General features: G+C 67.1%; 8 protein-coding genes. 7 read left to right on the top strand and 1 reads right to left on the bottom strand.

Annotation, left to right across the window (positions count from 1 at the left end; genetic code table 11):
• Window positions 1-137 precede the first annotated feature (137 nt).
• From ACN6KF_RS19375 to addA, 6 genes are all read left to right on the top strand, one after another.
• On the top strand, window positions 138-2,204 hold the full coding sequence (locus tag ACN6KF_RS19375; RefSeq protein WP_434958414.1) for an acetate--CoA ligase family protein: 2,067 nt from the start codon (window positions 138-140) through the stop codon (window positions 2,202-2,204).
• A 79-nt stretch (window positions 2,205-2,283) separates the two neighbouring features.
• A complete protein-coding gene (locus ACN6KF_RS19370; RefSeq protein WP_434958413.1) occupies window positions 2,284-3,072 on the top strand; it encodes an enoyl-CoA hydratase-related protein in 789 nt (262 codons plus the stop codon).
• Window positions 3,073-3,243: 171 nt separating this feature from the next.
• Window positions 3,244-3,879, top strand: coding sequence for a TetR/AcrR family transcriptional regulator (locus ACN6KF_RS19365; RefSeq protein ID WP_434958412.1), 636 nt, complete (start codon window positions 3,244-3,246; stop codon window positions 3,877-3,879).
• Entirely contained in the window at window positions 3,876-4,412 is a 537-nt protein-coding gene (locus ACN6KF_RS19360) for a GFA family protein (protein ID WP_434958411.1), read from the top strand. The genes ACN6KF_RS19365 and ACN6KF_RS19360 overlap by 4 nt, the downstream gene beginning before the upstream one ends.
• Window positions 4,413-4,455: 43 nt before the next feature.
• On the top strand, window positions 4,456-7,566 hold the full coding sequence (addB, locus tag ACN6KF_RS19355; RefSeq protein WP_434958410.1) for a double-strand break repair protein AddB: 3,111 nt from the start codon (window positions 4,456-4,458) through the stop codon (window positions 7,564-7,566).
• A complete protein-coding gene (gene addA, locus ACN6KF_RS19350) occupies window positions 7,563-11,006 on the top strand; it encodes a double-strand break repair helicase AddA (protein WP_434958409.1) in 3,444 nt (1,147 codons plus the stop codon). The genes addB and addA overlap by 4 nt, the downstream gene beginning before the upstream one ends.
• A gap of 23 nt (window positions 11,007-11,029) precedes the next feature.
• Here the strand turns inward: addA and ACN6KF_RS19345 are convergent, their stop codons facing one another.
• The gene (locus tag ACN6KF_RS19345; protein ID WP_434958408.1) at window positions 11,030-11,419 is read right to left on the bottom strand and encodes a winged helix-turn-helix transcriptional regulator; all 390 of its coding nucleotides are present in this window, start codon (window positions 11,417-11,419) and stop codon (window positions 11,030-11,032) included.
• Window positions 11,420-11,516: 97 nt separating this feature from the next.
• Here ACN6KF_RS19345 and ACN6KF_RS19340 point away from each other — a divergent pair, with 97 nt between their 5' ends.
• The gene (locus ACN6KF_RS19340) at window positions 11,517-12,494 is read left to right on the top strand and encodes a quinone oxidoreductase family protein (RefSeq protein ID WP_434958407.1); all 978 of its coding nucleotides are present in this window, start codon (window positions 11,517-11,519) and stop codon (window positions 12,492-12,494) included.
• Window positions 12,495-12,546: the final 52 nt, after the last annotated feature.

Raw genomic sequence — 12,546 nt, 5'->3', positions numbered from 1 at the left:
GACAGAATTTTTACGCGAAGCGGTATCAATCTACATGAGCAGATTGACGCCGATGCCGCGCTCGTCAACCTTGTAGCAACGCCTCCTCCCTAGGGTGCGAGGTTTCCCGCCCGCTTTGTCTCGATAGGTCCTACCGCATGTCCGTCGTCGATGGCCTCCGCCGCCTGCTCAAACCCCGCCATATCGCCGTCGCGGGGGGGCGATTGGCGTCCGTGATCATCCGCGAATGCGACCGCATCGGCTATGCCGGACCGATCTGGCCCATTCATCCCGACAAGACCGAAATCGCGGGACACAAGGCCTACAAGACCGTAGCGGATCTGCCGGAGGCGCCCGACGCGGTCTTCGTGGCGACGCCGCGCGAGCCCACAGTCGACATCGTCGCGGCCCTCGCCGAGCGGGGAGCCGGCGCGGCCGTCTGCTATGCCGCCGGTTTCGCCGAAGTCGGCGAGGAGGGCGCGGCGCTTCAGAAGAAACTGGTCGAGCTCGCCAAGGGCATGCCGATCGTCGGCCCCAATTGCTATGGAGTGCTCAACCTGCTCGATGGCTGCGTGCTCTGGCCCGATACCCATGGCGCCGAGCGGGTGGAGAAGGGCGTCGCCATCATCACCCAGTCCGGCAATATCGCCCTCAACATGACCATGCAGCGGCGCGCCTTGCCGATCGCCTATGTCATCGCCGTCGGCAACAAGGCGGTCGGCGATCATGGCGACTATATCGAGGCGCTGCTGGCGGACGAGCGCGTCACCGCCATCGGGCTGCATGTGGAATCGATCGATGATGTCGCCCTGTTCTCCAAGGCGGCGATCAAGGCGCTGGAAAAGGGCGTGCCGCTCGTGGTCCTGAAGACGGGCCGCTCGGAGATCGGCTCCGAGATCGCCATGAGCCACACCTCCTCGCTCGCCGGTGCCGATGCGCTCTACAACGCCCTGTTCGCCCGCTATGGTGTCGCCCGCGTCATCGATGTACCGGCCTTCGTCGAGACGCTGAAGCTCATGCATCTGTTCGGTGGCCTGCCCGGCAAGCGCATCTCCTCGATGAGCTGCTCGGGCGGCGAGGCGGCCCTGATTGCCGACCTCGCGGCCGACCGGGATCTCGATTTCGCGCCGATCCCGCCGGAGAACGCGGCGCGCCTGCAGGAATTGCTCACCGACAAGGTGCATATTTCCAACCCGCTCGACTACCACACCTATATCTGGGGCAATGAGCCGGCCAACGAGGCGGTTTTCACCGAGATGCTGAACTCGGGCTTCGACCTCAACCTGCTGGTGCTGGATCAGCCGCGCACCGATCGCGGCCTGGTGCCGGATGGCGGCTTTGCCGCCGCCCGCGCGGCGATCACTCGGGCTGCCGCAGCATCGGGTGCCCGCGCCGCCGTGGTTTCTTCGCTTCCGGAGAACATGCAGGAGGAAGATGCCAAGGCGCTGCTCGCCGATGGCGTGCTGCCGATGCAGGGCATGGGCGACGCGCTGACCGCCATCACCCACGGCGTCGACTTCACCACGGCGCGCGCAGGCTGGGAGAAGCTCGTCCCCCTGCGCAAGGTCGCGCGCATCGAGGTCGGCAAGGCGCGCCTGCTCAGCGAATATGAATCCAAGCATTTGCTCGGCCGTCACGGCTTGGAGCTGCCGCCCAGCCGTATCGCCGGCACGGTCGAGGCCGCCTCGACGGCTGCCGCTCTCGGCTTTCCGGTGGCGATCAAGATCCACAGCGACAAGATCGCCCATAAATCCGATGTCGGCGGCGTCAAGCTAGGCCTGCGCTCGCGCGCCGACGTGACCGATGCCGTCGCCTCCATGTCGCATCTCGGCGATCGCTTCCTGGTCGAGCGCATGGTGGAGGGTGCCGTCGCCGAACTCATCGTCGGCGTGGTGCGCGATCCCCAGTTCGGGCCGACGCTCACCGTCGGGGCCGGTGGCGTCCTGGTTGAGATGCTCAAGGACGCGGCCGTGATGCTGCTGCCTGTTACCGCCGAGGAGATCCGAGAAAAGCTGATGAGCCTGCGTGTCGCCCGCCTGCTGGAAGGCTTTCGCGGCAAGCCGCGCGGCGACATTCGCGGCACCATCAAGGCCATCCTGGCGATCGCCGACTTTGCCGAGCGCCATGCCGACCGGCTGGTCGAACTCGACGTCAATCCGCTCTTCGTGCTGCCCGAGGGCCGTGGGGCCATCGCAGCCGACGCGCTGGTCCGCATGCTGGATTGAGACCAGGAGTGCGGACTTCCAGTTCGCTCTGCCATTTGCTGATTTTAGAGCGGGCAACCGGCCTGCCAGGGAGATTGCCATGTCTGAATCCGTCAAGCTCGAACGCCGCGGCGCGGTGCTGGAGGTCACGCTGGATCGCCCGAAGGCGAATGCCATCGATCTCGCCACCTCCAAGGCCCTGCACGCCGCCTTCCGCACCTTGCAGGATGATCCGGAGCTGCGTGTGGCGATCCTCACGGGTGGAGGCGAGCGCATCTTCTCCGCCGGTTGGGACCTGAAGGCCGCCGCTTCCGGCGCCGAAGAGCCGGACACCGATTTCGGGCCGGGCGGCTTTGCCGGCCTGACCGCCTTCTGGGCACTGACCAAGCCGGTGATCGCAGCCGTCAACGGCGTCGCCATCGCTGGTGGCTGCGAATTAGCGCTGGCCGCTGATCTCATGGTGGTGGCCGATCACGCCGAATTCGCCTTATCGGAAGTCACCGTCGGCCTCGTCGCGGATGCCGGCGGCATTCAGCGCCTGCCGCGCCGCATCCCGCTCGCCATCGCCAGCGAATTGTTGCTCACTGGCCGCCGCTTCACGGCACAGGAAGCGCATGGCTGGGGTCTCGCCAACCGCGTCGTGCCGATGGCCGAGCTGATGACCACGGCGCGGGAGTTGGCGGATACCATCGCGGCCAACGCGCCGCTGTCCATCGCCGCGGTCAAGGCCATCCTCGCCGCCACCGAAGGCATGGGCGTGCGCGAGGCCTATGAGCATGTCTATGCCGGCAAGGTGCCGGAGCACCGCGCCATGCAGCTTTCCGAGGATTCACGCGAGGGAGCCAAGGCTTTCGTCGAAAGGCGCGCACCGGTCTGGAAGGGGCGGTAACCGGGGGCACTCCCAGCAAGAGCCGGCTTATTGCGGCCTGGTATCGGTCTCTCCAGACACACCTGACAAAGCCGTGTGCAAGATGGAGTTCGTGCGGAGGAAAACGATGATCCCCGCGCGCCATCTTGTATTTACACTTGACGCATACCAACCATTTGGTATGTTTATCGCATGTCAAGACCCACAAAGCAATCGCCCGAACGTGGCCATGCCCGAAACCGCCTCCTGGAGGCGGCGCGGGACGTCATCCGCGCCAAGGGCTTCGCCGCCACCTCCGTCGATGACATCTGCCGCGCGGCCGATGTCACCAAGGGAGCCTTCTTCCATCATTTCGGCAGCAAGGAAGCGCTCGGCGTCGCCGCGGCGGAATTCTGGGAGGAGACGACCACCGGCTTCTTTCAGGTCGCGCCCTATCACGCCCCGGCGGATCCCCTGGAGCGCGTTCTCGCTTATGTGGCCTTCCGCAAGGCGATCATCGTGGGCGACCTGCCCGAGTTCACCTGCCTGGTCGGCACCATGGCGCAGGAGGTCTATGCGACCGCCCCCGACATTCGCGATGCCTGCGGGCACAGCATTTTCGGCCATGCCGCCACGCTGGAGGCCGATATCGAGGCGGCGCGGCGCGAGCACGGCATTGCCGGCGACTGGACAGCCGAAAGCCTGGCGCGGCACACCCAGGCCGTCATCCAGGGCGGCTTCGTCCTGGCCAAGGCGGGCAACGATCCCGAACTGGCGCGTGAAAGCCTCGATCATCTCGACCGATACATCCGTCACTTGTTTCATCTCAGTGGGGAGCACACGCAATGAGCCAGACTACGACGATCGGCTGTGACTGCGGACGGACACGCCTGGAGGTCAGGGGCGCACCCATCCTGGTGTCCGAATGCCTGTGCAATTCCTGCCGGGCTGCCGCGGGCCGCTTGGCGAAGCTGCCCGGCGCCAGGCCCATACTCACCTGCCACGAGGCCACGCCCAGCGCCGAATATCGCAAGGACCGCATGCGGATACTGTCCGGCGCCGAGCATCTGAGCGAATTCCGGCTTTCCGACAAGGCAGGGTCACGCCGTATCGTCGCCACCTGCTGCAATACCCCGGTCTTCCTGGAAATGAAGGGCGCACATTGGATCAGCCTCTATCTCCATCTGTGGCCCGAACGGGCGCGGCCGAAGGCCCAGATGCGCACGATGGTCGGCGACCTGCCCGATGCGTCCGGCCTGCCTGATGACATCCCCAATCTGAAAACCCATACGATGTCCTTCTATGCCAAGCTGCTCGGGGCTTGGATCGCCATGGGCTTCCGCGTTCCGAAGCTGGACGTCGCGACGAAGGTCGAGGCCTGACACCCCTTGTCATGGCGGCGATCGCGCTGTTTATCTCTGGGCCATGGCGCATCGCCCGAATCTCCTGACCATCGCTCCCGGCTCGCCTTTTCTGGAGACGCTGGTCGACGCCCTGCTGGATGGCCGGCTGGTGCCGGGCTTTGCGCCGCGCGAGGATCCGCTCGCGCTCGCAAGCGCGACGCTCTATCTGCCGACCCGCCGCGCCATCCGCGCCTTGCGCGGCATCTTCCTCGACAGGCTGGGCAGTAACGCCGCATTGCTGCCGCGCCTGAGGGCGCTCGGCGAAATCGACGATGACGAGGTCGCCTTTGCGCAGGCGAGCGACGATCTGCCGGAACCGGTCGCCGGGCTCGACCGCCAGGTCGCCCTGACGCGGCTGATCCTGCAATGGAGCGCGGCGCTGAAGCAGGCCCTCCTGCCGGTGCCGGGTGAGGAAGGGGCTGAACCGCTGCTGATTCCCTCCTCGCCGGGCGATGCGGCAGGGCTCGCGGCCGAGCTCGGCAATTTCCTCGACGGCCTGCAGATCGACCGGGTGGCGCCTGAGGCAATCCTCAATCTCGGCGAGAGTCATGCCGGGCTTTATGACAAATATTGGGACATCACGCTGCGCTTCCTTGAGATCGCCACCGTGCATTGGCCTGACCATCTCAAGGAGATCGGCCGCAGCGACGCCGTGCTCCTGCGCAATGCCCGCATGGAGCGCGAGGCTGCCAGGCTTTCCGGAAACCCCAAGACAGGCCCGGTGATCGTGGCCGGCTCGACCGGCTCCATTCCGGCCACCCGCGACCTCATCAAGGCGGTTGCCGCCCATCCCCGGGGCGCGGTCGTCCTGCCGGGCCTTGACCTCGACCTCGACGCCATCGGCTGGAACGCCATCGGCAAGGGCGAAGGAGCCCCCGGCCATCCCCAGGCGGGTCTTGCTGCCTTGCTGACCGATATCGGCGCCGAACGCGCCAGCGTGACCGAGCTCGCCTCGCCGCCGTCGCCTCTGGCGCTGCGCGCCGCCCTGGTGTCGCAGGCCCTGCGGCCGGCGGAGACCACGGATCTGTGGGCCGCCCAGCGGCATGTCGATCCCGCGGCGATGACCGAGGCTTTTGCCGGCGTCGCCCTGATAGAGGCGGTGCATGAGGGCGAAGAAGCCCTGGCGACGGCTCTGGTGCTGCGCGAGGCCTTGACGGTAGCAGGCCGCAAGGCGGCGCTGGTGACGCCGAACCGCCAACTCGCCGAGCGCGTGGTCACCGAACTCGGCCGCTGGGGCATCGAGGCTGACGACAGCGCCGGCCAGCCGCTGACCCAAACTCCGCCCGGCCTGTTCGCGCGCCTGGCGCTCGACGCCGCGCTGCATGATTTCGACCCCATCACGCTGTTGTCCCTGCTCAAGCACCCGCTGGCGCGCCTTGGTCTGTTACGTGCGGATCTGGAGCGGGCGGTGACGGCGCTGGAGATCGGCGCCCTGCGTGGCCCCAGGCCGGCCGGCGGTCCCGCCGGTCTTGTGGCGGCCCTGGCGCTCGGCAAGGCCTCGCTCGGCGATCCCCATTGCCCACCCGCCCGGCGGGCTTTGAGCGAGGAGGAATGGACCGGAGCCGAGGCTGTGATCGAGGCCTTGACCGCCAGGCTCGAACCCTTCGCGGCACTGCTGCGCCAATCCGAACCCTTGCCTGCCGCCAGCTTTTTCGCCGCGCATCGCGCTGCCGTGGAGGCCCTGGGCGAAGTGGCGCCCGACGAAGTTGAGGGGCTCAAGCAAGGTGAAGCCGGTGAAGCGCTTACGGGCTTCCTCGACGATCTCGGCACCATCGCGCCCGAGGCTCTCTGCCTGCCGGCGCATGAGTATCCCGGCCTGTTCGCGGCCCTGATCGCCGGGCGCTCGGTTCGGGGCGGCGAGCCCAAGCACCCACGCATCGCCATTTACGGCCTGCTGGAGGCCCGCCTTCTGCCGGTCGACCGGCTGGTGCTGGCAGGGCTCGACGAAAGCGTCTGGCCGCCCGACGTCAAGACCGATCCCTGGCTGAACCGGCCGATGCGGGCGGCAATCGGCCTGTCGCCGCCGGAAAAACGCATCGGCCTCGCCGCGCACGACTTCGAGCAGGCGCTCGGCTATCGCGATGTGGTGATCACGCGGTCGCTGAAGCGCGGCGGCTCGCCCAGCGTGCCGTCGCGCTGGCTCCAGCGGCTCGGCGCCTTTCTGGGGCCGGTTTTCGGCGCCATGCGTGCAAGGGGCGAGCATTATTGCGCCCTCGCGCGCCAGCTCGACGCGGCCGAAGGGCCACCGCCCCTGCTCACCGCGCCCAAGCCCACACCATCGCTTGCGCTGCGTCCGACCCGTCTGTCGGTCACGCAGATCGAGCACCTCGTGCGCGATCCTTATACGATCTATGCCCGCCACATCCTCAGGCTCGAACCGCTCGACGAGATTGCCATGCCGCCCGGGGCGGCTGAAAGGGGCACGCTGATCCATGGCGCGCTCGAACGTTTCGCCGCCCTTTGCGCAGACGGGGTGCCGCCGGATGCCCTCGCGCGCTTGATGGCCATCGGCGAGGAGCTCTTCATCCCTCTCGTCGATTTTCCCGAGGTTCTAGCCTTCTGGCGGCCGCGCTTTGCGGCCATCGCCGAATTCCTGGTGGAATGGGAACGCGAGCGTCGGCCACGCCTTGCCCGCGTGCTGAGCGAGATCCCCGGCAAGCTCACCTGGTCGACCCTGGCCGACCGGGCCTTCACACTGTCCGCCCGTGCCGACCGCATCGAGGTCGCCCCCGATGGCCGGGTTGCCATCCTCGATTTCAAGACCGGTCAGGCGCCGACGGCCAGGCAGGTGGAAACGGGCCTCGCGCCGCAATTGGCGCTGGAAATGGCGATGCTACTCGAGGCCGGTTTCAGCGGCGTGCCGGCACCCGAGGCTTTGGGCGATCCCGCCATCGTGCATCTTGCCGGCGGCGGCAAGGGGCCGAGCGAAAAGCCGTTGATCTTCAAGGACACCACGCCGATCGAGGTGGCCCTGCAGAGCCTCGAACGGCTCAAAGCCCTGATCGACCGTTTCGAGAACGAGAGAACGCCCTACACCTCCCTGCTGCACCCGATGTTCAAGGGGCGGCGCTATGGCGACTATGACCATCTTGCCCGGGTGCGCGAATGGTCTGTGAGCGCGGAGGAAGCATGACCCCGCGCAAGCCCTCTGCCGACACGGTTCACCATCAACGCCTGGCCTCCGATCCCTCGCTGTCGGCCTGGGTGTCGGCCAATGCCGGCTCGGGCAAGACCACCGTGCTGACGCGGCGTGTCATCCGCCTTCTGCTCGCCGGTATCGATGCATCCGCCATTCTATGCCTCACCTTCACCAAGGCCGCGGCGGCGAACATGCAGAATCGCATCTTCGCCACGCTCGGCCAATGGGCCGTCGAGGAGGAGGGCAAGCTCATCGAGGCGATCGAGGGCATCACCGGTTTCAAGCCCGACGGCGCCGGCCTCAAGCGCGCGCGCCAGCTCTTCGCAGCGGCGATCGAGACACCCGGCGGCCTGAAGATCCTCACCATCCATGCCTTCTGCGAGCGCGTGCTGCACCTGTTTCCCTTCGAGGCCAACGTCCCGGCGCAGTTTTCGGTGCTGGACGACAGGGCCGCGCGCGAACTGCTCGATACAGCCCGCACCAGCCTGATCCTGGAGGCGAATGCGCATCCGGACGCCGGGCTCGGGCGCGCCATGGCGCGACTCCTGGAAGATACCGGGGAGGGCGCCTTTGACGGTCTGCTCGCCGAAATCACCTTCGAACGCGAAGCCCTGCGTCCCTTCCTGAGCGGGAAGGGCGCTGCCGATGCGCTTAGCCAGTTGCGCGGCCTGCTCGAACTGAAGGAGGGCGAAAGCGTCGCCACCATCGAAGCCGAGATCGATGAAGCCTCGATCCCCCTCACCGAATGGGCGGCGATCGAGGCTGCCATGCGGGACTATGACAGCAAGCGCATCCTCGATCTTGCCGACAGGCTCGGCGCCGCAATCGCGGCTGCGCCGGCACGGCGTGGTGAAGCCTGGCGCGCTGTCTATCTCACCGGCACGGGCGAGGCGCGCTCGGCCAATGCCTTCCTCGTCAAGGATTTCAGCAAGGACTATCCGGCTTATGCCGAGCAACTCCTCGCCGAGTTGGAGCGGATCGCCGACCTCCTGCAGCGCCGGAAGGCGGCGGCCGCCTATGAGCGCAGCGAGGCTCTGATTGCCGTTGCGGCGGCTTTGCTCGGGCGATACAAAGCCGGCAAGGTAATGCGGGCAGCGCTCGATTTCGACGATCTCGTCCAGCGTACGGCCGATCTGCTCAGCCGGGCCGGCGCCGAATGGGTGCTCTACAAGCTCGATCGCGGCATCGACCATATCCTGGTCGACGAAGCCCAGGACACCAGCCCCGCCCAGTGGCACATCATCGCGATGCTGGCGCATGAATTCACCTCGGGCTCGGGTGCGCGCAGCGAGCGGCGCACCATCTTCGCCGTGGGCGACGAGAAGCAGTCGATCTTTTCCTTTCAGGGCGCGGCGCCGGCGGAGTTTGCCCGCATGCGCAGCCATTTCCGCCACAAGGTGGATGAGGCGGAGGAGCGTTTCGAGGCGATCGAGCTCAAGCAATCCTTCCGCTCGACGCCCGATATCCTCAAGGCGGTGGATCATGTTTTCGCCGCCGCCGGCAACCGCCGCGGACTGTCCTCGGACGACGTCGCCACCGTGCATGAGACCGTGCGGGCTCTCGATCCCGGCCGTGTCGAGGTCTGGCCGGTGGAAAAGCCGCAACCGGCGGTCGAGATCACCGCCTGGGACGCGCCTTTCGACGAGACGCCCGTCTCCAGCCCGGTGGTGCGTCTCGCCCGCAAGATCGCCGCCGAGGTGAGCAGCCTCATCCGGGAGGGTGATCCCGCCACCGGCGCGCGCTACGATGCCGGCGACGTCATGGTGCTGGTGCGAAGCCGCAACGCTTTGTTTGAGGCGGTGATCCGCGCCCTGAAATTCGCCGGCGTGCCGGTGGCCGGTGCCGACCGCATCGTCTTGACCGACCATATCGCCGTGATGGACCTCATGGCGCTTGCCCGGTTTGCTTTGCTGCCTGCCGATGACCTCACCCTCGCGACGGTGCTCAAGACCCCGCTCGTCGGGCTCGACGACGAGGATCTCATCGCCCTGGCGCCGGGCCGCAAGGGTACGCTCTGGGCCGCCTTGGCCGTGGCTGCGCAAGAGGATGAGCGCTTTGCCTCCGCCTTTGCCCGCCTCACCGTTTGGCGTACGGAGGCCGCCGGCAAGACGCCCTTCGCCTTCTTCGCTGACATCCTTGCTCGCGACGGCGGCCGGCGTATCATGCTCGCCCGCTTCGGGGCGGAGGCCGCCGATGCGCTGGACGAGTTCCTCCGCGTGGCCGGCGATTATGAACGGGCCAACACCGCCAGCCTGCAGGGCTTTCTCGCCTGGCTCGCCGAGGCCAAGGCCGAGATCAAGCGCGACATGGATGTGGCGCGCGGCGAAGTGCGCGTGATGACGGTGCATGGCTCCAAGGGCCTGGAGGCGCGCGTCGTCATCCTGGCCGATACCTGCAGCGCACCGGACGGACGGCACGATCCCAAGCTCTTCTTTTTGCAGGCACCGGGGCGGCCCGCTGGCAGCGAGATCCCGGTCTGGTCGCCCAGCAAGGCCTCCGACCCGACGCCGGTCGCAGCCGCCCGCGATGCGATCCGGGCCGAGAACGAGGCTGAGCACCGCCGCCTGCTCTATGTCGCCCTGACGAGGGCCGAAGACCGGCTCGTCATCGCCGGCTTCGAGGGTGCCACGGCGCGGCGGGCAGGCAATTGGTACGACATGATCGCCGACGCCCTGCGCGAGGCGGGTGCCAGGGTCGAGCCGGACGGCGAGGGCGAAAGGCTGGTCTATGAGCCGACGCCGCGACGCGCGGTCGAAGGCCGGCCGGCAAGGCGTGAGGATGCGGCGGTGCCGGCGCCGGCCTGGCTGCGCCAGAAGGCGGCGCCGGAGCGGGCCGAGGAGGTCTCCCTTGCCCCCTCCGAGACCGAGCATCCCGAGGAACTGCCCGGGCTCGTGGGCGCGGCGGCGCCTGACGGCAGGACCTTGCGGCGCGGAGCGCTGATTCACGCCTTGCTGCAATATCTGCCCGATGTCGATGCGTCGGCTCGGCGCGAGCAGGCGCTCGCCTTCCTGGACCGGGCGGCGGCGCAATGGCCGGAGGATCACGCAGCCTGGGCCGAGGAGGCCCTGTCGGTGCTGGCCTTACCGGCCCTCGAACCGTTCTTCGTCCCCGGCAGTCGTGCCGAGGTCGCCTTGGCCGGCCGCATCGCCCGTCCAGGCCGGGCGGATTATGCCGTGTCCGGGCGGATCGACCGCCTGGCCGTCGGGCCGGATGCTGTCTGGATCGTCGACTTCAAGACCAACCGCCAGCCTCCCCGCGGGCTCGACGCGGTACCTCAGGCCTATCTCAGCCAGCTTGGGCTCTACCGACATCTGATGAAGAGGCTCTATCCGGCGAAAGATGTGCGGGTCGCCCTGGTCTGGACGGCGACGGCAGAGATCATGGAGTTGCCGGCGGAGCGGCTGGAGGAGGCGGTGCGGGCGATCATCGGGTAGCATCGGCATGGATGCTTCACCACTCATCCGGCTGCCGCCACATGCCTGACAGGCCTGATGATGCAATCCCGCGTGTGGTCGAGTTCATCCAGTTCGGCGGCGTGTCGCTGTCCCCAGTCGCACAGAGCCAGCAGCACCGGTTCGAGGCTTTGTCCGAGCAGCGTCGCCGAATAGTCGACACGGGGCGGGACCTGCCGGAAGATTTCGCGATGGACGAGCCCATGCTCCTCCATCTCGCGCAATTGCTGGATCAGCACCTTCTGGCTGATCTCGGGCACCAGCCGCTTCAGTTCGGAAAGGCGCTTGGGGCTATCCAGCAGATAATACAGGATCACCGCCTTCCAACGGCCCGAGATCACCTTGAGGGCTCGCTCGACGGGCAGCATGGGCAGGCGCTTGATCGGCTCCGTCATGGTTACCTCCAGGTCTGTATGGCACAAAAGAGTGTGTAGAGACAAAACGGTAAATACCACAGAACCGGGGTCATTCGAGACCAACCCCCGGTGAACCATGAAAGCCATTCGTTTGAGCCGCTTCGGCGCTCCCGACGCCCTCAAGCCCATCGATCTGCCCGTCCCCGTTCCCGCGGAGGGGGAGGTGCTGATCCGCATGCAGGCCGCCGGGGTGAACTATTTCGAGGTGCTGATACGGCAGGATCGCTACGCGGTGACGACCGAACTGCCGATGGTGCCGGGTGTCGAAGTCTCCGGTATCGTCGAGGCGCTCGGGCCCGGCGTCACCATGCCGGCGATTGGTACGCGAGTGGCCGTGCCCCTCTTCGCCATGGGCCGGGCCGGTGGCTATGCCGATTATGTCATTGCCGAAGCCGCCTCGCTGGTGCCGCTCCCGGACGGCCTGTCCTTCGAGGTGGCGGCCGCTCTGATGGTGCAGGGGCTGACTGCCCTTCACCTCCTTCGCCGAGCCCCGCCGCAGGCTAAGTCGATCCTGATCAACGCCGCCGCAGGCGGGGTCGGATCGCTGCTGATCCAGCTCGCGCATAGCGCCGGTGCCCGCCAGGTGATCGCCGCGGCCGGGTCGGCGGAGAAGCTCGATCTTGCACGATCCCTCGGGGCAGATCTCGGCGTCGACTATCGCAGCGCCGGCTGGACCGGACAGGTACTGGCGGCGACCGGCGGGTTGGGTGTCGATATCGCCTATGACCTCGTCGGCGGGCCAGGCACCGGGGCCTGTCTGGAAGGGCTCGCTCCGGCTGGAGAGCTCGTCTGTGCAGCCATGGGGCGATTCGAGCTCGGCAAGCCCGAGGTCGAAGCCCTGCTGGGGCGCAACCAGTCCGTGAAAGGCTTCGCCTTGCTGCCCTTGCTGACATCAGACACGTTGCACGCCGATCTCGGTGATCTTTTCGCGCAAGCAATGGCAGGCTCGCTCAAGGTAACAATCGGAGGCCGTTTTCCTTTGGAACGGGCCGCCGAGGCACATGAGAGCCTGCAATCGCGCCGGAGCGTGGGCAAGCTCGTTTTGGTGCCATGACGGGGCTTCCTTCATGCCCTTGCAACACCCATCTAGAAGGAGCGGTTGACCG

Source organism: Labrys methylaminiphilus subsp. lupini, from assembly GCF_051161885.1.
GTDB lineage: Bacteria > Pseudomonadota > Alphaproteobacteria > Rhizobiales > Labraceae > Labrys.
The sequence above is the reverse complement of the archived record's forward strand: the minus strand, read 5'-3'. Positions and strand labels throughout refer to the sequence as shown.

Coding starts and splice junctions, on each gene's coding strand:
- ACN6KF_RS19345 (WP_434958408.1), bottom strand. CDS start 11,419: ATGACGGAGCCGATCAAGCGCCTGCCCATGCTGCCCGTCGAGCGAGCC.
- ACN6KF_RS19365 (WP_434958412.1), top strand. CDS start 3,244: ATGTCAAGACCCACAAAGCAATCGCCCGAACGTGGCCATGCCCGAAAC.
- ACN6KF_RS19375 (WP_434958414.1), top strand. CDS start 138: ATGTCCGTCGTCGATGGCCTCCGCCGCCTGCTCAAACCCCGCCATATC.
- ACN6KF_RS19360 (WP_434958411.1), top strand. CDS start 3,876: ATGAGCCAGACTACGACGATCGGCTGTGACTGCGGACGGACACGCCTG.
- ACN6KF_RS19370 (WP_434958413.1), top strand. CDS start 2,284: ATGTCTGAATCCGTCAAGCTCGAACGCCGCGGCGCGGTGCTGGAGGTC.
- addB (WP_434958410.1), top strand. CDS start 4,456: ATGGCGCATCGCCCGAATCTCCTGACCATCGCTCCCGGCTCGCCTTTT.
- ACN6KF_RS19340 (WP_434958407.1), top strand. CDS start 11,517: ATGAAAGCCATTCGTTTGAGCCGCTTCGGCGCTCCCGACGCCCTCAAG.
- addA (WP_434958409.1), top strand. CDS start 7,563: ATGACCCCGCGCAAGCCCTCTGCCGACACGGTTCACCATCAACGCCTG.